The 22016-nt window shown below is 60.8% G+C and carries 21 protein-coding genes and 1 riboswitch; of the genes, 11 read left to right on the top strand and 10 right to left on the bottom strand.

The annotated features are described in order from the left end of the window. The first annotated feature begins 180 nt into the window (after positions 1-180). The 4 genes from AC1965_RS13775 to AC1965_RS13790 all read left to right on the top strand — a co-directional run bounded on the left by AC1965_RS13775 (position 181) and on the right by AC1965_RS13790 (position 3540). Entirely contained in the window at positions 181-1041 is an 861-nt protein-coding gene (locus AC1965_RS13775) for a fatty acid desaturase (protein ID WP_483884424.1), read from the top strand. A 14-nt stretch (positions 1042-1055) separates the two neighbouring features. Continuing rightward, entirely contained in the window at positions 1056-1976 is a 921-nt protein-coding gene (locus AC1965_RS13780) for an EamA family transporter (protein ID WP_483884425.1), read from the top strand. Positions 1977-2177: 201 nt separating this feature from the next. After that, positions 2178-2519, top strand: a complete 342-nt coding sequence (locus AC1965_RS13785) for an ArsR/SmtB family transcription factor (protein WP_483884426.1) — start codon at positions 2178-2180, stop codon at positions 2517-2519. Further along, on the top strand, positions 2512-3540 hold the full coding sequence (locus AC1965_RS13790; protein WP_483884427.1) for a permease: 1029 nt from the start codon (positions 2512-2514) through the stop codon (positions 3538-3540). The genes AC1965_RS13785 and AC1965_RS13790 overlap by 8 nt, the downstream gene beginning before the upstream one ends. Before the next feature lie 69 nt (positions 3541-3609). On the opposite strand, the gene AC1965_RS13795 is transcribed toward AC1965_RS13790, so the two are convergent. Continuing rightward, positions 3610-5076 carry a sensor histidine kinase gene (locus tag AC1965_RS13795; RefSeq protein ID WP_483884428.1) on the bottom strand — a complete coding sequence of 489 codons (1467 nt, stop codon included), beginning with the start codon at positions 5074-5076 and terminating at the stop codon, positions 3610-3612. A gap of 220 nt (positions 5077-5296) precedes the next feature. Between AC1965_RS13795 and AC1965_RS13800 the strand changes: the two genes are divergently transcribed. The 5 genes from AC1965_RS13800 (at position 5297) to AC1965_RS13820 (ending at position 11142) form a co-directional block, all read left to right on the top strand. Next, the gene (locus tag AC1965_RS13800; RefSeq protein WP_483884429.1) at positions 5297-6118 is read left to right on the top strand and encodes an acyl-homoserine-lactone synthase; all 822 of its coding nucleotides are present in this window, start codon (positions 5297-5299) and stop codon (positions 6116-6118) included. A gap of 250 nt (positions 6119-6368) precedes the next feature. Further along, a complete protein-coding gene (locus AC1965_RS13805) occupies positions 6369-7028 on the top strand; it encodes an ABC transporter ATP-binding protein (RefSeq protein ID WP_483884430.1) in 660 nt (219 codons plus the stop codon). Further along, positions 7006-8790, top strand: a complete 1785-nt coding sequence (locus tag AC1965_RS13810) for a KpsE/RkpR family capsule polysaccharide export protein (RefSeq protein WP_483884431.1) — start codon at positions 7006-7008, stop codon at positions 8788-8790. The genes AC1965_RS13805 and AC1965_RS13810 overlap by 23 nt, the downstream gene beginning before the upstream one ends. After that, positions 8787-9620: a 3-deoxy-8-phosphooctulonate synthase gene (gene kdsA / locus AC1965_RS13815; protein WP_483884432.1), complete on the top strand. Its 834-nt coding sequence runs from the start codon at positions 8787-8789 to the stop codon at positions 9618-9620. Before AC1965_RS13810 ends, kdsA begins: the two co-directional genes overlap by 4 nt. A gap of 82 nt (positions 9621-9702) precedes the next feature. Continuing rightward, positions 9703-11142 (top strand): phosphomannomutase/phosphoglucomutase, encoded by a 1440-nt coding sequence (locus AC1965_RS13820; protein WP_483887049.1) that lies wholly within the window; start codon positions 9703-9705, stop codon positions 11140-11142. Positions 11143-11309: 167 nt separating this feature from the next. Here the strand turns inward: AC1965_RS13820 and AC1965_RS13825 are convergent, their stop codons facing one another. The 4 genes from AC1965_RS13825 to rpsA all read right to left on the bottom strand — a co-directional run bounded on the left by AC1965_RS13825 (position 11310) and on the right by rpsA (position 14641). Beyond that, positions 11310-11957 (bottom strand): phosphoribosylanthranilate isomerase, encoded by a 648-nt coding sequence (locus AC1965_RS13825; protein ID WP_483884433.1) that lies wholly within the window; start codon positions 11955-11957, stop codon positions 11310-11312. Positions 11958-11966: 9 nt separating this feature from the next. Then, positions 11967-12317, bottom strand: coding sequence for a lipopolysaccharide assembly protein LapA domain-containing protein (locus AC1965_RS13830; RefSeq protein WP_483884434.1), 351 nt, complete (start codon positions 12315-12317; stop codon positions 11967-11969). Next, positions 12317-12601 (bottom strand): integration host factor subunit beta, encoded by a 285-nt coding sequence (gene ihfB / locus AC1965_RS13835; RefSeq protein WP_483884435.1) that lies wholly within the window; start codon positions 12599-12601, stop codon positions 12317-12319. The genes AC1965_RS13830 and ihfB overlap by 1 nt, the downstream gene beginning before the upstream one ends. Positions 12602-12973: 372 nt before the next feature. Beyond that, positions 12974-14641 (bottom strand): 30S ribosomal protein S1, encoded by a 1668-nt coding sequence (gene rpsA, locus AC1965_RS13840; protein WP_483887050.1) that lies wholly within the window; start codon positions 14639-14641, stop codon positions 12974-12976. A 366-nt stretch (positions 14642-15007) separates the two neighbouring features. Here rpsA and AC1965_RS13845 point away from each other — a divergent pair, with 366 nt between their 5' ends. Beyond that, entirely contained in the window at positions 15008-15616 is a 609-nt protein-coding gene (locus AC1965_RS13845) for a LysE family translocator (RefSeq protein WP_483884436.1), read from the top strand. A gap of 329 nt (positions 15617-15945) precedes the next feature. Here AC1965_RS13845 and cmk read toward each other — a convergent pair whose 3' ends face one another. From cmk to trmB, 4 genes are all read right to left on the bottom strand, one after another. Then, a complete protein-coding gene (cmk, locus tag AC1965_RS13850; RefSeq protein WP_483884437.1) occupies positions 15946-16563 on the bottom strand; it encodes a (d)CMP kinase in 618 nt (205 codons plus the stop codon). Then, positions 16560-17075 (bottom strand): hypothetical protein, encoded by a 516-nt coding sequence (locus AC1965_RS13855; protein ID WP_483884438.1) that lies wholly within the window; start codon positions 17073-17075, stop codon positions 16560-16562. The genes cmk and AC1965_RS13855 overlap by 4 nt, the downstream gene beginning before the upstream one ends. Further along, the gene (aroA, locus tag AC1965_RS13860) at positions 17072-18424 is read right to left on the bottom strand and encodes a 3-phosphoshikimate 1-carboxyvinyltransferase (protein WP_483884439.1); all 1353 of its coding nucleotides are present in this window, start codon (positions 18422-18424) and stop codon (positions 17072-17074) included. The genes AC1965_RS13855 and aroA overlap by 4 nt, the downstream gene beginning before the upstream one ends. Positions 18425-18716: 292 nt before the next feature. Then, positions 18717-19418, bottom strand: coding sequence for a tRNA (guanine(46)-N(7))-methyltransferase TrmB (gene trmB, locus AC1965_RS13865; RefSeq protein WP_483884440.1), 702 nt, complete (start codon positions 19416-19418; stop codon positions 18717-18719). A gap of 138 nt (positions 19419-19556) precedes the next feature. Here trmB and AC1965_RS13870 point away from each other — a divergent pair, with 138 nt between their 5' ends. Then, positions 19557-20420, top strand: a complete 864-nt coding sequence (locus tag AC1965_RS13870) for a response regulator (RefSeq protein WP_483884441.1) — start codon at positions 19557-19559, stop codon at positions 20418-20420. 357 nt (positions 20421-20777) lie between these two features. On the opposite strand, the gene metK is transcribed toward AC1965_RS13870, so the two are convergent. Then, positions 20778-21959, bottom strand: coding sequence for a methionine adenosyltransferase (metK, locus tag AC1965_RS13875; RefSeq protein WP_483884442.1), 1182 nt, complete (start codon positions 21957-21959; stop codon positions 20778-20780). A gap of 4 nt (positions 21960-21963) precedes the next feature. Next, a riboswitch (SAM-SAH riboswitch) is annotated at positions 21964-22014 on the bottom strand. Between the last annotated feature and the right edge of the window lie 2 nt (positions 22015-22016).

Consider the following 22016-nt stretch of genomic DNA (forward strand, 5'->3'; position numbering starts at 1 on the left):
CGTTGTTAACCGTTATCAGAATGGCCGGGGGGACAGCGGCGCGCTATCACAGATGCGTTACTCACCTTAATGAAAGCCGTTATGCCCGCAAATCCACTGCGTTTTTTCCAGCCGTCTGCCCGCGGGTCCCTTGTTGGACGTTTGCCCCCCGCCGCCCGACACTGGGATTGGCCCACGCTGATGCTATTTGGTGGCTGTCTTGGCATTTGGGGCAGCGCGCTGTGCCTGCCTCTCGGTTGGCTATGGCTTTCATTGCCGCTGCTGGTGCTGGCGCTGACCCTGCATTCCTCGCTAAGCCATGAGTTGCTGCACGGGCATCCGTTTCGAAATGACCGTGCATCGACCCTGCTGGGGCTGTTTCAGCCGGGGCTGTTTGTGCCCTATCTGCGGTTCAAGACATTGCATTTGGCGCATCACAATGATGCCCGCCTGACCGATCCCTACGACGACCCGGAAACCAACTACCTTGACCCGGCGGTCTGGGCGGGGTTGCCGCACCCGGTTCAGGTGCTTTTGCGCCTCAACAACACGCTGCTGGGGCGGATCGTGCTGGGGCCAGCGATTGGCACCGCCTGTTTCCTGCGCAGCGATCTGGCCGCGATAAGGCGCGGCGATTGCCAAGTGGCCCGCGACTGGCTGGCGCATCTGCCGGGCGTGGCGTTGACCCTGTGGTTGGTTGTGCTGTCGCCCTTGCCCCTGCCGCTCTATCTGCTGGCCTGTTACGGCGCGCTGTCGGTGCTGAAAATCCGCACCTTTCTTGAACATCAGGCTCATAGCCGTGCCTCTGGCCGCAGTGTCATCATCGAAGACCGGGGGCTGCTGGCGTTTCTTTTTCTCAACAACAACCTGCATGTGGTGCACCACATGCACCCCGGCGTGTCATGGTACCGCCTGCCCGCGCTCTACCGTGCCCACCGCGCGCGCTATCTGCGGCGCAACCACGGCTATGTCTATCGGTCCTACGGGCAAATATTCCGGCAATTTCTGACCCGCAGCAAAGATCCGGTGGCACATCCGCTCTGGCAAAGCCACGGGAATTGAGCCAATAGACGGGTATGAACAGCCCCTATATGCCTGATCTGTGGATCATCGTCTCTGTCGCTGCCGCCGTGTTCCAAACCGGGCGCTTCATGCTGCAAAAACATCTGGCAACGGCGACCCTTACCGCCGCCGGGGCGACGTTTTCGCGGTTCCTCTACTCCGCGCCGTTCATCCTGCTGCTGCTCGCTGCGTACCTGGGCACCACGGGCCGTGCACTGCCCACGTTGGGGCCGGGTTTCTGGCTTTATGGGGTTGTTGGCGGCACCGCACAGATCATGGCGACGGTCTGCGTTGTTATGCTGTTCAAACAACGCAACTTTGCCGTCGGCATCACCTTCAAAAAGACCGAAGTTATCCAGACCGTGCTGATGGGCTGGATCGTGCTGGGCGAAGGCGTGGCCCCACTGGGCTTTGCCGCCATCGCCCTTGGCGTGGTCGGGTTGCTGCTGCTCTCAGGTGGGGCCGAAGCCAAGGGCTTTCGCTTGCGCGACCTGAACAACCGCGCCGCCGGGCTCGGCATCGCGTCGGGATTTCTCTTTGCCATTTCTGCTGTGTGCTATCGCGGCGCGTCGCTGGCCGTCGTCGAGGACGACCCGATCCTGCGCGCTACGGTCACCTTGGCCGCCGTGGTGATGATGCAAACGCTGATCATGGCCGCCTGGCTGCGCCTGCGCGAACCGGGACAGATGCGCGCCGTCTGGTCGGCGCGCCGCGTCGCGGTCTGGATCGGGCTGACGTCGATGGGCGGCTCATTGTGCTGGTTCATCGCCTTCACCCTGCAAAACGCCGCCTATGTAAAAGCGGTGGGTCAGGTTGAGCTGATCCTCAGTGTCGCCGCCACAACGCTGTTTTTTCACGAAAAAATAAGCCGCCGCGAATGGGCAGGGATGGCAGTTCTTGCCGCGTCGATCCTGATGCTGGTGCTGGTGGCCTGACACTCCGCCGCCACCTCCTCTCTTTTTGGTCCTAAATATTCCCGGGGGGTTTGGGGGGCTGGCCCCCCATTAGGAGTCGTGGTCTGGGGGCTGGCCCCCCAATAAGAGTGTTGGCTTGGGGGGCTGGCCCCGGTCATAGACATTTCGAAAATCGTCGAAATAATACTTGCGCCGCTCAATCATTTCTATATTTCTAGAAATATGAAACAAGAATCACCCCCCCCCGCCCTCACCCTTGCCGCCAGCAGCTTTGCTGCACTGGGCTCCGAACAGCGCTTGCTGGTGCTGCGCACCCTGGTCCGCGCGGGGCCGGACGGGCTGAGCATCGGCGCTCTGGGCGACCGGACCGGCGTGACGGGTTCCACCCTGACCCACCATTTGAAACTTCTGGCCGCCTCCGGGCTGGTGCAGCAAACGCGCCAAGGCCGCAGCACCATCTGCGCCGCCGTCGCCTACGAAGAGGTGCGCGCGCTTGCGACATTCCTTTTGACCGAATGCTGCGCGGACGCAGCAGACACCTGCGAGGCGCATAACCATGGCTGATACAACCCATTCCCACCCCGCCCCACGCTTTGGCCCCTTCAGAACCGCATGGGCCTTTACCGCCGCCCTGCTGCTGATCCTCGCCCTGCTCGATCCGGGCGCGTTCTGGCCCACCGTCAGCTTCACCGCGCGCGCATTGGCAGGCACCGCACCCTTCATTGCCTTTGCCGTGCTCGCCGTCGCCTACCTCAAGGCCAGCGGGGCCGAGACATTGCTGGCCCGCGCGTTCGAGGGCAATCCCGCGCGGATGATCGTGATGGCCGCCCTGCTGGGTGGGCTGTCACCATTTTGCAGCTGCGAGGTCATCCCGTTTATCGCCGCCCTGCTCGCTGTCGGCGCGCCACTGGGAGCGGTTATGGCGTTCTGGCTGGCCTCGCCGCTGATGGACCCGGCGATGTTTGCCATCACCACCGGAACGCTGGGGTTTGACTTTGCGCTGGCCAAGACATTTGCCGCCGTAGGCTTGGGTCTATTTGGCGGGTTTGGCGTGATGCTGTTGGCCAACACCCCGATCTTTAATGACCCGCTGCGTGCGCAGCCGCAGACCGGCAGCTGCTGTTCTACGAAAAAACCCTTCTCAGGCCAGCCGGTGTGGAAATTCTGGCAACACGCCGACCGCCGCGCGAGTTTTGCCGATACGGCCCGCACCAATGCGCTGTTCCTGGTGAAATGGCTGACCCTGGCCTATGTCGTCGAAGCCTTGATGCTCACCTACGTTCCCGCCGACTGGATCGCCGGTGTGTTGGGCGGTGATGGTGTGATGCCGATCATCCTGGGCGCCTTGGTCGGCGCACCGGCCTATCTGAATGGCTATGCCGCCGTGCCGCTGGTGGACGCGCTGCTGACGCAGGGAATGACCCAAGGTGCCGCAATGTCCTTTGTCATCGCGGGCGGGGTCAGCTGTATCCCCGCCGCGATTGCAGTCTGGGCGCTGGTCAAGCCGCGTGTCTTTGCCGCCTACCTTACCTTTGCAGTGATCGGGGCCATTCTGGCGGGGATGATCTGGCAAGCGGTGGCATAACCGGAAACGCCACCCTGATCACTTAGACCCGGACGGCGGCGACCCAACCCCAACCCCGGCGGCCTCACCTCAGGCTGCGTTCGCCTTGGGGGTTTTGTCGTCACTCTCGACGTGTACCGCCTGCCGCTTGCCCAGGCTTTTCTGCGCCCGTCCGGGTTCCATGCTGGCCTCGGCATCCTTGAGCGGCAACTCAATATAGAACGTGGTCCCGGCGCCCGGATTTTTGAAATAATCGATTTTCCCACCAAGGGCTTCGATGATGCGCTTTGAGATGTTCATACCAAGCCCGGTGCCGCCCACCACGCGCTGATCCGAGGAATCGATCTGCGAAAACTCGTCGAACACCTTTTCGCGCTCGGACTCCGACAGGCCAATACCCTCATCCACGACAGAGATCCGCACCACGTCACCGCGTTTTTCAGAGGTGACGAACACGCGCCCTCCGGCGTGCGAAAACTTGGCCGCGTTCGATAGCAGGTTAGACATCACCTGCTGCACGCGTTTCTCATCGGTCACAACATCGGCGTCGTCGGATGGATTTTCATAGCTCAGCGACACCTTAAGATTGACCGCAAAAGATTGATTGAGGTCGATGGCATCTTCGATCATCGTCTTCACGCCCAGCGGTTCAAGATCAAAGTTGACCTTGCCTGCCTCGAACTTCTGAAGGTCGAGAATTTCGTTGATGATCGAGGTCAGCCGCGTCGAGTTGCGCTGCGCGATCTTCAGCACCTTTTCCATCTGTGGCGACATCTCCCCCAGCACCCCGGCGCAGACCATATCCAGCGACCCCTTGATCGAGGTCATCGGCGTGCGCAGCTCGTGGCTGATGGTCGAGACAAATTCGGTCTTGGCCTTAAAGGCAATCTTGGTTTTCTCGTGCTCGACCCGCAGATCTTCAAGCTGCTGTGCATTGGTGCGGTACATCTTCAGAAAGATGCGCGAACAGTCGACGATGAAATACAGCACGAAGACCACCGTGAACAACTGCGTCCACAGCTCTGATTCCAGTGTCGCTCCGGTGCGGATGATGTCCCAGGTCGGGATAAACAGAAAGGTAATGCCGTAGATCGCCAGACGCAGCATCAGCACAGGCAGGATGTGGTGATTGTTCATCGATGCGAACAGCGCCGCCGCAAACAAGAAGAACAGCGGCATAAAATGCGTGGTCGCCCCCTGCTGCAAGGCAATGCCCAAGGCAAAATAGCTAATGACACCTGCACTAAGTACGGTGCCGATGTAAATCCGCTGCATAAACAACCGCGCCAAACGCGGGCTGCGGCCGCGCCATTTCGTGATGCGCAGGAACAGAATGTAGTCATAGATTTCCGAAAGAGCGATCAGGATCAACGTCGAGATCGACAGCCAAATATCGTAGTAAAACGCCGCCAGACAAATCGCTGCGGCGAAAATCATCTGACGCTGCCAGAACAGATTAACGCCGACTATCGAATAGTCTCGCATTTGGCGGACGACGACATGGTCTGCCTGTGGCCACACCTGTGTTGGGCCATAAATGGGATCGGTTTGCGTCATTGCGCTCTCGTTTCTGTTCGTTTCTTATGTATCTAAAGTGCCTAAATGTTCAGATTAAGGCGATACTCGTTCAAAAACTGTTGCAGTATGGCACCAAAGTATAGGTGTGCGCAGCAATTCTCCCATCATTACATTGAACTTAGTCAGAACTATGGCTTTTTTATGCAACTAGAGGTTACGTTGTATTATAGTAACAATTCTGCACAGAGGCGGCGACTGAATGAGTTTGCACGGTGGGAATTTCAGCGGAAAGTTTTGGCAAGATATCCTGCCCGAGTTGACACCGCAGGATGCGAAAGCGCTGGAATCGAAAGATAAACGCTTGTTGACCCGGTCGGCCCCTTCCACGGACCCGGCACAAGACCCGTTTAGCCCACAAACACTGGCCCGACAGAACCCGTACCTGCGCGCCACCACACTGTCGACCATGAACATGCACCAGCATGGTGAGTTGTTCGTCAATTTCCTGCGCGCCCGGCGGTCGGTCTTTATCGAGAACAAAGGCTGGGATCTGCCGCAGGTCGATGACATGGAATTTGATCAATACGACACGCCCCGCGCCCGCTGGATCGTGCTGCATGAATACGGCGAGGTTATGGGCGGCGTACGCCTGATGCCAACTACATCGGTCTGTGCGCAGTACAGCTACATGTTGCGCGATGCTCAATTGGGCCTGTTGCCTGACATTCCCCAAGACGTTCTGTTTTTCAAAGCCCCCGTGCGCGACGACATCTGGGAGGCGACGCGGCTGTTTCTGTCCGATGCCGTGGCTGCGCATCGGCGCATCGCGTTTCAGCGCATTTTGATGAACCAGATGGCCGGCGCTGCCTATGCCATGGGTGCCACACATGTTCTGGGGATCGTGCCTGCCACCTTCAGCCGCTGGATGACGCGTCTGCGTCTGATGAGCGCGGTGCCCGTCGGCCCTGTGCAAAACATCGACGGCGACAAAACCCAGGCCGCGCTGATGAACGTCAGCTATATTGGCGAAACACTCGCCAATAACGAAACCAGCCTGCTACAGACAACATCGGCGGCCTGACCCGGCTGACCTCGGTGCGGTATCACGCTGTTTTCACGGCACAACGCCCCGCTCACCCACCGCCGCCCGCCGCTGGCACGCCATTTGGCCCGCCATCTGCGCGACACGATGCACTGCACATGCAGGAGGCATTGTACATTTGTTCGATATTACGACATACTCTGGCCAAAGTCGGTGGATAAACCGTTAAGATACCTCTGATACAAAGAGGGCGCCTCGAGGCGGCAATCAGCACCAACCGGAGCAGGGAATGCTGGAATTTGAAAATGTATCCAAGTCCTATTGGACCGGGACTCAGCACAAGGTCATCCTTGACCGGGTGTCGTTTCGCGTGGAATTGGGACATTCCTTGGGTATCCTCGCGCCCAATGGCACCGGCAAGACGACCCTGATCAACATGATGGCAGGCCTTGAAAAACCCGACGAAGGCGAGATCCGCCGCAGCTGCAACATCTCCTTTCCGCTGGGATTTATGGGCGGCGTCGTCGGCAAGGTGTCGGCGATGGAAAACGCCCGCTATATCGCGCGGCTTTATGGGCTCGACCCCGACTATGTCGAAAGCTTCTGCCGCTGGCTTTGCGGTCTGGGCGAATATTTCGATCAGCCGCTGGGCACCTATTCGGCAGGGATGCGCGCGCGTTTTTCCTTTGCGCTGATGCTGGCACTGGATTTCGACATCTATCTGATTGATGAAGGGATGCCCGGCACCACCGACGTCGAATTCAACCGCAAGGCAGGCGACATCCTTCAGGAACGTCTGCGCACCACCACGATCATCATCGTCTCGCACCAGGCACAGACGCTGGAAAAATTTGCCCGTTCCGCCGCCGTCCTGTTGGGGGGCAAATTGCATATGTTCGATACCTTGGAAGAAGCGAAACAGCTGTATGACTACGAAACCCAAGGCTAGAAAATTCCGCATCCGCCGTGCCGCCCCCAGCCTGCCGTCCGGCGGGAGTGCTGCCGCGTCCAGTGCCGCGCTGCACGACGAGGATGATATGCCCACGCGCGCGCCTGCCTCCGCAACCGCCAATCTTATGGCTGCCGCCAGCAGCGCCTCCAGCACCAGAACCGCGCCGTCCAGCACGCCGAAACCTGTGGTAAAACCTGAAACGGCCTCCGCTCCGACCTCCGCTCCGGCTGAGCCGAGCCGCGCAGGCGAGGTATCATCGGCCAGCGAAGTGTCGGGCGAACTGGACATGGATGCGATCCGCCGCGAAGGGCTGACAGGCCGGCAACTGCGCATGGCGCGCCGCGTCGCGCAAAAGCATCAGCTCGCGCCGACATCGGATTTTGACGCCGTGCGCCTGCTGCGCGAAAAGGGCATCGACCCCTTCCAACGCTCCAACATGCTGGAACTGGTTGTGCCGCAGGCGGGGGGCGAACAACACGAAGGTGGCGCGGGTGATGCGCTGGCCGGTCTGCCCGCACAACGCGGCGGCGCAGGTACGGACCGTGTGCAACTGCCGCAGACCCTGCCACCCAAGGGCCGCAACTTGCCCTCAACCGAAGCAAGCCCGGCCGAACGCCGCCAGCGTGAGATCTCTGACATCCAGCGTGATATTTCGCGCCGCCGCCGCCGCAAGGGCGTCATGCTCATGGTGCGGCTGGCGTTCTTTGTGATGCTGCCGACGTTCTTTGCGGGCTATTATTTCTACAAAATCGCCACACCAATGTATGCCACCACCAGCCAATTCCTGATCATCCAGAACGAGGGTGGCGGCGGTGCCAGCCCCTTTGGCGGCTTGCTGCCCACCCAATTTGCCAACAGCGCCGATAGCATCGCGACCCAGGCCTACCTGCAATCCAAGGACGCCATGCTGCGCCTGACCGAAGACGCTGGTTTCAAAACGCATTTTTCCGATGACAGCATCGACCCGATCCAGCGTCTGGCGGAAAACCCCAGCGACGAAGAGGCGTACAAGTCGTACAAGAAGAACGTAAAAATCGGCTATGACCCGACCGAAGGCGTGATCCGCATGGAGGTGATTGCCGCCGACCCCGAAGTCTCGGAGCAGTTTTCACAACGCCTGCTGACCTATGCCGAGGAACGGGTGAACAACCTGAGCAAGCACAAACGCGAAGACGGGATGCGCGACGCCAAGACCGGCTATGAAACCGCGCTGCAACAACGCCGCGACGTGCAAGAAAAACTGATCAAGCTTCAGGTCGAAAACAACGTCGACCCCGAGGCGATGATCGCAGCAATCCGGGCCCAGATCACCCAGTACGAGACGCTTTTAATCGAAAAGGAACTGGAACTGGCCGCGCTTATGGACAACCAGCGCCCGAACAAGGCCAAAGTCGACGGCGTGCAGGGCGATGTGCGCAGGCTCCGTGATCAGTTGGCCAAACTTGGCGAACGTATGACATCGGCCAATGACGGCGAAAATTCGCTGGCTCAGCAGGCCATCGCGTCACAGCTCGCCCAGGCCGATCTGGCCGCCGCCGACATGGTGCTGCAAGCGGCGCAAACCGCAATGGATCAAGCCCGGACAGAGGCTAGCCGCCAGGTGCGCTACCTTACCATCGCCGTCAATCCCGTCGCCCCGGACGAGGCCACCTACCCGCGCAAGTTCGAAAACACGATCTTGGCTTTCCTGATCTTTGCAGGCATCTACCTGATGTTGTCGCTCACGGCATCCATTCTCAGGGAACAGGTAACCTCATGACACACGTAACCGTCGGCAATGTGATCATTGGCCAGGACCGTCCGCTGACCGTCATCGCAGGCCCCTGCCAATTGGAAAGCGAAGACCACGCGCAGATGATCGCCGGCGTGCTGAAAGAGGCCTGCGAGGCCGCTGGCGCGCAGTACATTTTCAAGGCAAGTTATGATAAGGCCAACCGCACCTCCCTGTCGGGCAAACGCGGCATGGGGATCGACGCAGGCCTTAAGGCGCTGCAATCTGTTGGCCGTGCAAATGGCGTGCCGGTGCTGACCGACGTCCACACCGAAGCCCAATGCGCCATCGCCGCCGAAGCCGCTGACGTGCTGCAAATTCCGGCCTTTCTGTGCCGCCAGACCGACATGCTGCTTGCCGCAGGTGAAACCGGCCGCGCGGTCAACGTCAAAAAGGGTCAGTTCCTCGCGCCTTGGGAAATGCAGAATATCGTCGACAAGATCGAAAGCACCGGCAACCGCAACATCCTGCTGACCGAACGCGGCACCACCTTTGGCTACAACACGCTGGTCGCCGACATGCGCAGCCTACCGCAGATGGCGCAGACCGGATATCCTGTCGTGATGGACGCGACCCATTCTGTCGCCCAGCCCGGCGGCAAGGGCGGATCGTCCGGCGGACAACGCGAATTTGCCCCCGTCATGGCCCGCGCCGCCGCCGCCATCGGGGTGGCTGCGATCTTTATGGAAACCCATGACGACCCCGACCGCGCGCCCAGCGATGGCCCCAATATGATCTACCTCGATCAGATGCCCGGACTGATCAAACTGCTGATGCAGTTCGATGCCCTGGCCAAGACCCATCCCCTGACCTTCTGACTTTTGCAAACTGCGAGTATTTGACGTGAAAAAACCGGCCACCACCGTGACCCAAAACACATGGGAATTTTTGCGTGATCCCATGATCACCCCCACGGGTTTCCGCGAATATGACGCCCGCTGGAAATACCCCGACGATATCAACCTGCCCGGCATCACCGCGCTTGGCCTCGGCCTTGGTACCCAGATGCATGCGCGCGGCATCGAACCTGTCATCGCGGTTGCCAACGATTACCGTGACTATTCGCTTTCGATCAAAAATGCGCTGATGCTGGGGCTGATGCAGGCCGGGATCACCGTCAAGGACATCGGCCCCGCCCTGTCCCCCATGGCCTATTTCGCCCAGTTCCACCTCAATGCCCCTGCGGTCGCTATGGTCACTGCCTCGCATAACCCAAACGGCTGGACCGGCGTCAAAATGGGGTTCGAGCGCCCACTGACCCACGGCCCCGATGAAATGAGCGAACTGCGCGATATTGTGCTTGAAGGCCGCGGCCAGCAGCGCCCCGGCGGCGCTTATGAATTTGTCGACGGCGTGCGCGAGGCTTACCTCGATGATCTGGTGGGTGACTTCAAGATGACCCGCCAGCTCAAGGTTGTCTGCGCCACCGGCAACGGCACCGCCTCTGCCTTCGCGCCCGAGCTTTTTCGCCGTTTGGGCGTCGAGGTGGTCGATAGCCACAACAGGCTCGATTACACCTTCCCGCATTACAACCCGAACCCCGAAGCGATGGAAATGCTGCACGACATGGCGGCATCAGTCACGGGCTCGGGGGCTGACTTTGCCCTTGGTTTTGACGGCGACGGCGACCGCTGCGGCGTGGTCGACAACGAAGGCGAAGAGATTTTTGCCGACAAGATGGGCGTCATCATGGCCCGCGACTTTGCCCGCCTCTACCCCGGCAGCACCTTCGTGGCGGATGTGAAATCCACTGGCCTCTTCGCGTCCGACCCAGAATTGCAAAAACACGGGGCCAAGGCCGACTACTGGAAAACCGGTCACAGCCACATGAAGCGCCGGGTCAAGGAATTGGGCGCGCTCGCAGGGTTCGAGAAATCCGGCCACTACTTCCTCGCCGAACCCATCGGACGCGGCTACGACTGCGGCATGCGCGTCGCGGTAGAAATCTGCAAACTGATGGACCGCAACCCAGACAAGAGCATGGCCGACCTGCGCCGCGCCCTGCCCCAGACTTGGGCAACGCCCACCATGTCGCCCTACGCTTCGGACACTGAAAAATACGACATCCTCGACCGTCTGGTGCTCAAACTGGTGGCCAAGGCCGACGCTGGCGACCTGATCGGCGGCCGGGCAATCAAGGAAGTGATCACCGTCAACGGTGCCCGTGTGATGCTCGACAACGGCGGCTGGGGCCTTGTACGCGCCTCTTCCAACACGCCCAATCTGGTGGTGGTCTGCGAAAGCCCGGAATCTGAGACCGAAATGCGCGCCATCTTCGCCGACATCGACGCGGTCATCCGCACCGAACCCGGCGTTGGCGACTACGACCAGACCATCTGATCCGATCCTGCTTTCTTTTTGGTCTTAATATTCCCCGGGGGTCTGGGGGGCTGGCCCCCCAGGGTATCCTTGGTCTGGGGGGCTGCCCCCCCAAGTTTCGCTTAGTCTGGGGGGCTGGCCCCCCAGGTGTCGCTTGGTCGGGCGGGCAAAGCCCGCAGCCCAGGCCCCTACCCCAGCGCCGCTGTGCAGAAGTCCCGGATCAGCTCCGCATTCTTGACCCCCGGCGCGCTTTCCACCCCGGATGATACATCGACTTGCCGCGCGCCCGTCAGCGCAATCGCCTCAGCCACGTTGCCTGCCGTCAGGCCACCTGCCAGCATCCAGGGCCGCGGCCAGCGCCGCCCGGCAATCAGGCGCCAGTCAAAGGCCAGCCCATTGCCCCCCGGTAGCACCGCGTCTTTCGGCGGCTTGGCGTCGATCAAGAGCTGATCCGCCACCGTCACATAGTCATTCAGCGCCGCCAGATCACCAGCGTCCGCGACCCCCACCGCCTTCATCACGGGCAGGCCATAGCGCGCCTTGACCTCGGCCACCCGCGCCGGGGTCTCGCTCCCGTGCAGTTGCAACATGTCCAGAAACGGCACCGCCGCCAACAGTGCATCCAGTGCCGCATCATCGGCATTGACCGTCAGCGCCACCTTGCAGATGCCATCGGGCACGGCTTGGGTCATATGCGCCGCCGCCTCCAGCGACAGATGCCGCGGCGACCTTTCAAAAAACACAAAGCCCAGCGTGCGCGCGCCTGCGATAAGCGCCGCAGGCACATCCGCCGGGTCGGTCAGTCCGCAGATTTTAACGTTCACATTCTCGGGCATTACGCAGGCTTAGCTGGCTTCGTCCAAAAGCGCCAGAACCTCATCTTTGCCCTCGTGCTTTTCACCCTTCAGCCGCGCCACTTCGCGTTCCAGCCGCCGTGTCTCGCGCGCCAAACGTGCCTTCTCGGCCCGCTCACCATACTCGCGGATCCACTCCCAGACAAAACCGACCAAAAGCCCCACAATGATGCTACCCAGGATCACGATAAACAGGGGCAACTCGATGTTGGGGTTCACCGCAAACCAGCCCGACACCTCGGTCGGCAGCATCTGCAACGATACAAACGCCCGGTTTGCCAAGGCGATAGAGATCAGCGCCAGCGCAAAGATGGCGATGCAGAGATAACGAACGTAACGCATTAACTTTTCCCGTTCAGACGGTCCCGCAACAATTTGCCGGTTTTAAAGAAGGGCACGTGTTTTTCTTCGACATTAACGGTTTCACCCGTGCGTGGGTTCCGGCCCACGCGGGCGTCGCGTTTTTTCACCGAAAACGCGCCAAAGCCGCGTAGCTCCACCCGGTCGCCCTGCGCCATCGCGCCGGTGATCTCGTCAAAGATCGTGTTCACGATCCGCTCAACATCGCGTTGATACAGATGCGGATTGTCGTCGGCGATCTTTTGGATCAACTCTGAACGGATCATATCGCGGTCCCCCCCGGGATTTTTTTTTGTTGGTTTCGCACCCAACTATAGGAAAAAAGAAACCACTCGGGAAGTGATTGCATCACATCCGTTTTTGATTTTTTCGCACGAACGTCCTGTTTTTTCGGCTTTTTTCCGCCAACGCCTCATTGCGGCCCAATCTGGCCTCAGTCCCCGGCACCAATGTCGACACCCCGGCAGGCCGATTCGCGGCGCCGCCTCGGGCCGGTTGGTGCGGTTTTCAGACCGCACCGGGATCAGGCACACCTGCCCAGAAATTTGCCTCAGCATCTTGCGCGACACCGCCCCGGCGAACGCAAAAGGCCCCGCATGTTGCCATGCGGGGCCTTTCGGATTTCAACGCAACAGCGCTTACTTGTCTTCGTCGCCTTTCAGCGCCGCACCAAGGATATCGCCAAGCGATGCGCCGGAGTCGGAGGAACCGTACTGCTGTACCGCCTCTTTCTCTTCTGCAATCTCACGCGCCTTGATCGACACGCCCAGACGGTGTGCCTTGGCATCGACGTTGGTGATGCGCACATCAACCTTGTCACCAACCGAGAAACGCTCAGGGCGCTGTTCGGCACGGTCACGCGACAGATCGGAACGACGGATGAAAGATTTCATGCCTTCGTATTCGACCTCAACGCCACCTTCTTCGATGGACGTCACTGTCACAGTCACGATCGAACCGCGCTTCACGCCGCCAACGGCTTCGGCAAACTTGTCGCCGCCAACACCTTTGATCGACAGGGAGATACGCTCTTTCTCAACGTCAACCTCAGAGACAACCGCGCCGACCATGTCGCCCTTGCGGTAGTTCTGGATCGCGTCTTCGCCGCGCTCGTCCCATGACAGGTCGGACAGGTGAACCATGCCGTCGATGTCGCCTGGCAGGCCAACAAACAGACCGAATTCGGTGATGTTCTTGACTTCGCCTTCGACTTCGGTGCCCTCGGGGTGTGTTTCTGCAAACACTTCCCATGGGTTGCGCATGGTCTGTTTCAGACCCAGCGACACGCGGCGCTTGGCACCGTCGATTTCCAGCACCATAACTTCGACTTCCTGAGAGGTCGAAACGATCTTGCCGGGGTGTACGTTCTTCTTGGTCCAAGACATCTCGGAGACGTGAACCAGACCTTCAACACCTGGCTCCAGCTCAACAAATGCGCCGTAGTCGGTGATGTTGGTCACGCGGCCAGTGTGCGAGGATTCCAGCGGGTACTTGGCCTGAACCAGATCCCATGGGTCTTCTTGCAACTGCTTCATGCCAAGGCTGATGCGGTGTGTCTCTTTGTTGATCTTGATGACCTGCACCTTGATCGTCTCGCCAATGGCGAGGATCTCGGACGGGTGATTCACACGGCGCCATGCCATGTCGGTGACGTGCAACAAGCCGTCAACGCCGCCCAGATCAACAAACGCACCGTATTCGGTGATGTTCTTGACCACACCATCGACGGTCTGACCTTCGGTCAGGTTGCCAATGACTTCGGCACGCTGTTCGGCACGGGATTCTTCGAGGATCGCGCGACGCGATACAACGATGTTGCCCCGGCGACGGTCCATTTTCAGAACCTGGAACGGCTGCTTGAGACCCATCAATGGGCCGGCATCGCGCACGGGGCGCACGTCAACCTGCGAACCGGGAAGGAACGCAACCGCGCCGCCCAGATCGACAGTAAAGCCACCTTTGACACGGCCAAAGATCGCGCCTTCGACACGCTCTTCTGCGGCATAGGCTTTTTCCAGACGGTCCCAAGCTTCTTCACGGCGCGCCATCTCACGAGAGATAACCGCTTCGCCGCGCGCGTTTTCGACCTGACGAAGGAATACTTCGACTTCGTCGCCAACTTCGATTTTGGGTGCTTCGCCGGGATCAGCAAATTCTTTAAGCTCAACGCGGCCTTCCATCTTGTAGCCGACGTCGATGATGGCTTGGCCCGCTTCGATTGCGATCACCTTGCCTTTGACAACTGTGCCCTCTTCGGGCGTGTCCATTTCGAAGCTTTCGTTCAAAAGGGCTTCGAATTCGTCCATTGCTTTGGTCATGTAGTTTATCGTTTCCTTTATGGCGTTGTTTCTGGCCGCGCGGTTGTCTCCGCCGGTCTGGGATTGCATTTGGTCGTCGTGGTGGGCCACGCATAAGTCACGTGGTGGGCCGGGACGCAAAGAAAATAGGGCCGGTTGAAACCGACCCTGCCTGAGATATCGCGCCCGAAGCTTGTATCCGCCCCTTAGACAAGGGCGCGTATAGGGCAATTCACGCGCTCTCGCAAGGGCCAAGGACCTTCCTGACATCTTTCGGCAAAGATATGTTCATCCGCGCACCAAACCCGCGCGCTGCTGCGAATTGCGACGCAAAAGCCGATGTGCCACACTTTCGATAACAACGGAGTCTGATCTATGTCGCTGGAATTTCTGCTGACTGCACTGGTTGTTGTCCTGCTGCCGGGCACGGGGGTCATCTATACACTCGCCGTAGGCCTCGGGCGGGGGTTCTGGGCCAGCATCGCAGCGGCATTTGGTTGCACGCTGGGCATCTTGCCCGCCGCATCGGCCAGCATTGTCGGGCTTGCCGCCGTGCTGCACACCTCGGCGCTGGCGTTTCTGGTACTGAAATATCTTGGCGTCGCCTATCTGCTTTATATGGCTTGGAAAATCCTGCGCGATGACAGCGTGATGCAGGTCTCGAACGCCCCCCAAGACCAGTCATTGGGGCCGATCGCCTTGCGTGGGCTGTTGTTGAATGTGTTGAACCCGAAACTGTCTTTGTTCTTCTTCGCCTTCCTGCCCCAGTTCATCACCCCCGGCAGTGGCCATGCCACAGGGCAACTGGTCCTGCTGGCGGCGGTGTTCATGGCGATGACATTCGCTGTCTTCGTTCTTTACGGGGCCTGCGCCGCCTTCATGCGCGATTACGTGATCCACCGCCCTGCGGTCATGCGCCTGATCCGACGCTGCTTTGCCGGCAGCTTCGGCCTGTTGGGCGCAAGGTTAGCGTTGACGGATTAACCCGCCCTCCTTTTTCGGGTTATAAATACCTCCTGGGGGGTCTGGGGGGGGGCTGCCCCCCCCCAGTTGCGCCCCCCGATCCCGGGCGCAACGCACGCTGCCATCAGTAGTGATTAACCCATGCGCGCTATACCCATCCCCGGTTAACCAATCCCGCAAGGTGACGCTTGCGGACACTGTGGTCTCAAGGCTCGCAACACCGGGCTTCCCGATACCGCGCATCGGCAGGGCATTCCTGTCAGGGAAAACAACAGACCGCAGCCCAAAACTGGGCGGCGCCGCCTTTTTCCACCGATCAGATTGGCCCAAGCGCCAGCATGACACAGTTATCAGACCCGCTTGGCCTCGATCAGGGCCACAGCGGCCGCAACCGCGTCGGCAATCGCCATCTCGGTGGTGTCGATCTGCACCGCGTCCTCGGCAGGCCGCAACGGGGCCTGATCGCGGTTCATGTCGCGCTGGTCGCGCGCTTTAACATCGGCCAGAACCCCCTCAAACGTAACATCCATGCCCTTGCCCACCAGTTCGGCAAAGCGGCGCTGCGCACGGACCTCCGGGCTTGCCGTTACGAACAGTTTGACTGGTGCATCGGGGCAGATCACCGTGCCGATGTCGCGCCCATCCAACACAGCCCCGCCCGCGCGGGTGGCAAAGCTGCGCTGAAACCGCACCAATGCCGCGCGCACGGCGGCGATCACCGCCACTTTGCTGGCCTCCTGCGCCACCTCGGGCGTGCGCAGGGCGTCGGCCTCCAGATCGCGGGGCACAAGGTTCTGCGCCGCTTCCGTCGGGTCGATCCCCAACAAGGTCTTTGCCGCCACGGCGCGGTAGAGCAGCCCGGTATCCAGATGCGCAAAACCGAAATGCGCCGCCACGGCCTTGGAAATCGTCCCCTTGCCCGAGGCCGCGGGCCCATCAATCGCCACTGTAAATCCGCTTGTCGTCACGCCATTCTCCCCTGCTGCGTATCTGCGCCGCGACGCATGGCCCAGACCGCCAGCAGCAACGCCACGGCAAGGACCAGCCATTTTCCTTGTGTCAACGCGCTGGCCAGCACAATCGTTGCATCTGTCGCCTGCCCTCGCAAGATCACGGCCACAAGCGCGTTTTCCGTCAGGTCCAGCACCAGATAGACGCCCGGCACCAAAAGCGCCAGCACCCGCACCATCGCAAGCCGCACGCCCGCGCCCCGCCAGATCACCCCGGCCAGTGTCCCGGCCAATACGATGGGAAACACCGTATCCAACACGCGAAACGCCCCAAGGTACAGCGCCCGCTGTTCCGCGCTCAACGCCGCCAGATAGGCCCGCGCCGCCGCCGGATCATAGCCGCGCAATCGGCTGTCAAATACGATGAGGCCGTCAGGCTCAAGCCAGAACTTCGACATCACCGCAAGTGCCACAAAACACAGCAGCGCCGCCAGACCACCGGCCCACAGCAGACGCACCGCGCCGGTCACGCCCCGTCGCGCGTCACCTGCGCGCCAAGGGCCGTCATCAGTGGCTCGAAAATCGGAAAGGACGTGGCAATCGGCCCGCCGTCATCCACCCGCACCGGCGCATTCGACGCCATGCCGAGGATGAGAAATGACATCGCGATCCGGTGGTCCAGATGGCTTTTGCAGACGGCGCCGCCCGGCACATTGCCGTGGCCCTTGCCGGTGACCGTCCACCAGTCGGGGCCATCCTCGACCTCAATGCCATTGGCGCGCAGACCCGTGGCCATCGCATCAATGCGGTCGCTTTCCTTGACGCGCAATTCCTTGACGCCGCGCATCACGGTCTGGCCGCTGGCATAGGATGCTACCACCGACAGCACCGGATATTCGTCGATCATGCTCGCCGCGCGCGCGGGCGGTACTTCGATGCCCTTCAGGTCAGGCGAAAACCGCGCCCGCAGATCGGCCACAGGCTCCCCGCCCTCGACCCGCTCGTTTTCATAAGTCAGGTCCGCGCCCATCTCGCGCAGCGTGGTGAACAACCCGGCGCGTGTGGGGTTCAGCCCGATCCCCGGCACCAGCACATCCGACCCCGGCACAATCAGCGCCGCACAGACCGGAAAAGCCGCCGAAGACGGGTCGCGCGGCACCTCGATATGCTGTGGACGCAGTTCGGGCTGGCCGGTCAGCGTGATGACACGCCCCTCATCGGTATCTTCCACCGTGATCTCGGCCCCGAACCCCGCCAGCATCCGCTCAGTATGGTCGCGGGTCGCCTCGGCTTCGATCACCACAGTCTTGCCCGGTGCGTTCAGCCCCGCCAGCAGCACCGCCGATTTTACCTGCGCCGACGGCACCGGAACCACATAGCGTACCGGCACCGGGTCTGCCGCGCCAACCAGCGTCATCGGCAACCGCCCCCCCTTGCGCCCGACAGTCTGACATCCAAACAGCGCCAGCGGGTCCGTCACCCGCGCCATGGGCCGCCCGTTCAAACTGGCATCCCCCGTAAAAGTCGCACAGATCGGTGAGGTCGCCATCGCCCCCATGATCAACCGCACCCCGGTGCCGGAATTGCCGCAGTCAATCACATTCTCCGGCTCGGCAAAGCCGCCGACCCCCACACCGTGCACTGAATAGGAGCCGCCCCCATGGTCCACGACCTCGGCGCCAAAGGCGCGCATGGCGCGCGCGGTGTCCAGCACATCCTGTCCTTCGAGCAAGCCCTTGATCGTTGTCTCGCCCACTGCCATCGCCCCCAGAATCAAACTGCGGTGCGAAATGGATTTATCCCCCGGCACTTCGGCGGTGCCGACAAGCGGCCCGCAGGCGCGCGATGACATGGGGATGGGGGTGCCGTGACTGGACATAATTACCTCTGATCTGCTCAGACAGTCAGTATCGCAGCTCGCGGGCAGCGTCCATCACCACCGCCCCTCTCTTTTTGGTTCTCATATTCCTCGGGGGGTCTGGGGGGCAGACAGCCCCCCCGGTGTAGGTTTCGGGTCTGGGGGGGGGGCAGACAGCCCCCCGGTGTAGGTTTCGGGTCTGGGGGGCAGACAGCCCCCCCGGTATAATGTCGCAGATTTGAGAACGACGCGGCAGACGCACACCCGGCGCAACCCGCCCGGAACAAAGACGCCGCCCTCAAGGCCAGCGCGCTCAGACCTTCTTAAATGTCAGATAATGCGGCACACGTCCCTCGCGCAGGGCCTTTTGCTCATACCGCGTCGACAGCCAATCGTCCCACGGCTTGCGCCAGTCCTGCGGCCCTTCGGCAAGCCATTCGAACCCGTGGCGCGGCACCTGCTCCAGCGTCTGACGCACATAATCTTCGATGTCCGTCGCCACCCGAAAGATCGCACCGGGCTTCAACACCCGCGCCAGGGGGGCCAGATGCTCAGGCGTCACAAAACGCCGCCGATGGTGGCGCGTCTTGGGCCAGGGGTCAGGATACAGCAGGAAAGCACGGTCGATACTGGCCTCGGGCAGCACGTCGAATATATCGCGCACGTCACCGGGATGGATTGCCAGATTGTCTACGCCCGCGCGCCTGATCTTGCCCAAAAGCATCGCAACGCCGTTGATATAAGGCTCGCAGCCGATGATGCCGACATCGGGGTTCTGACCGGCCTGGTGCACCAGATGTTCCCCCCCGCCAAAACCGATTTCCAGCCAGACAGGCCTGCCACCGAAAAGCGCAGGCAGATCCAGCGGCGTGCGATCGGGGTTTTCGTCCCAATCGACGGGACCGGGCGACAGGGGCGTCAGGTCTTCCTCAAGATAGGTGCGTTGGGATTGTTTCAGGGTCTTTCCCTTGAGGCGACCATAGAAATTCCGGCGGGGGCGTTTGGGCTGTGTCATGGCGGGTCATGTAGCCGCACCGCGCCGCCACCGCAACGGCTGAGATCGTCCGTTGGCAGCAGAGTCTACCGCCATTAACGCAATATTAGTTTCCCCGCCGCTAAAACCATCCCGACCCAGCCTGAGAGGGAGCCGACGGTGAACGCAGCAACGATAGTACCACCTACCGGCCCGGGCGGCGCGGTCAACCAGCCGGATTTTGCATCAATTCTGATCGTCGATGATCAGCGCTTTGACCGCATGCGCCTGCGGCGGCTCTGCGGCGACCTTGAGTTTGAGACCCATATTGCCGAAGCAGAAAGCCTGGCGGCCATGACCCGCAGCCTTAATAGCGACAAATTCGACCTGATCCTGCTGGATTACAACATGCCCGATGGCAACGGGTTGCAGGCGCTTGAGATGATCCGCAGCCATGCCAGCAATGGCCATGCCGCTGTCATCATGATCACCGGCTCGGAACAAAACGCTGTGGCGATCCAGGCGCTCAAGAACGGCTGTAGCGACTTTATCACCAAGGACGAATTGTCACCCGCCGCACTCTGCCGCTCTGCCATCAACGCCTTGCAGAAATCGACCCTGCAGATCGGTATGGAAACGCAGGATCAGAAACGCCAGCAGATGGAAAAGGTGTTGCAGCAATTTTCCAAGGAATGTGCGCAAGAGATCAAACCTGTGGTCAGCCGCATGTTACGTCAGATGCGCGACATGCGCGAACATGAGCCGAAAGATTCCGAAGAACTGGCCGATCAGGTCGGAAGAATCGAACGATCCTGTATGCGCCTGTGGGAGTTTCTGGATGATCTGGGCAGCTATCGCGGTAGCGATCTGGCGCAGGAAACCTTTGCCCAGACAACGGTGGCAGATGCGCTGGACATCGCACCGCGCCGTGGATCGGCACAGTCACCGCAAATGGCACCCGCCGCCCACGAACCTGCCCCCACCCCCCGGAGTTTGAAAAAGAGTGCGACCAAGCGCCCGACTTTGTTTGGTCCGCGCGGGTAGGCCGCAGGCCGCTCCGGCATTGTAGCTGAACGCCCCTGTCACGCAGATGCCCGTTGCAGATGTCTTGAATAGCTGACGGTCAGCGCCCGGACGGCGATGTTAATGGGGCCAGCCTCAGACGCAACGTTACTGGGCGCCAGCCCCCTTACAATAGAACACCGGGGGCCAGCCCCCCGGACATTAGACATCTGGGGGCCAGCCCCCAGACATTTGACAGCTGGGGGCCAGCCCCCAGACCCCCGGGAATATTTACAACCAAAAAGAAAGAAAGGCCGGGTGAGCGGTCGGGCAAATTCGGCACTGCCGCAACCGGGCGCAGGTTTGGGATGGGCGCGTGGCCCACCCCAGCGGTTCAGATCACAGCGCGGCCTTGAGCTGATCGACCAGATCGGTCTTTTCCCAGCTGAAGCCGCCATCGGCATCAGGGGCACGACCAAAGTGGCCGTAGGCCGCCGTGCGCGCGTAGATCGGTTTGTTCAGTTGCAAATGTTCCCGGATGCCGCGCGGTGTCAGGCTGATGATGTTGCGAATGGCCTTTTCAATGGCCGCATCGCGCACGTCACCGGTGCCGTGGGTGTCGCAGTAGATCGACAGCGGTTCGCTGACCCCGATGGCATAGGACAGTTGGATCGTGCATTTGTTCGCGAGCCCGGCGGCCACTACGTTTTTCGCCAGATAGCGCGCCACGTAGGCGGCAGAGCGGTCAACCTTGGTCGGGTCCTTGCCCGAGAACGCGCCGCCGCCGTGCGGGGCGGCACCACCATAGGTGTCCACAATGATCTTGCGCCCGGTCAGGCCCGCGTCACCATCCGGCCCGCCGATCACAAAGATGCCCGTGGGGTTCACGTGCCATTTGGTGTCGGCATCGATCCAGCCTTCGGGCAGGACTTCGCGGATATAAGGTTCCACGATGTCGCGGATATCGGCGCTGGTCTGGCTTTCGTCGGCATGCTGGGTCGACAGCACGATGGAGGCTACTCCCACGGGTTTGCCGCCTTCGTAGCGCACGGAAAGCTGGCTTTTCGCATCCGGGCGCAGGGTCGGTTCAGTGCCGTCTTTGCGGACCTCTGCCAGGCGGCGCAGGATCGCATGGGCATAGTGGATCGGGGCGGGCATCAATTCCGGCGTCTCGTCTGTGGCAAAGCCGAACATGATCCCCTGATCGCCGGCGCCTTCGTCCTTTTCCCCCGCCGCATCGACGCCCTGGGCAATATGGGCGGATTGTTCGTGCAGCAGGTTGGTGATTTCGCAGGTCGCGTGGTGAAATTTTTCCTGCTCATAGCCGATGTCTTTGATACAGGCGCGGGCGATGTCCTCGATCTTGTCCATGTACTGGCTCAGCTTGGCCTTGTCGCTCAGCCCGACTTCGCCGCCGATCACGACGCGGTTGGTGGTGGCAAATGTTTCTGCGGCGACCCGCGCTTCGGGCTCCTCGCTAATAAACGCGTCGAGGACAGCATCCGAAATCCGGTCGCAGACCTTATCCGGGTGGCCCTCGGAAACGGATTCCGAAGTGAAAATATAGTTTTGGCGGGACATATCGTGCTCCAATGAAAAAATAATGCGCCACGTCAGGAAGCCGTTGTGGTGCGCTTA

The organism is Sulfitobacter sp. KMM 9851 (assembly GCF_057178245.1).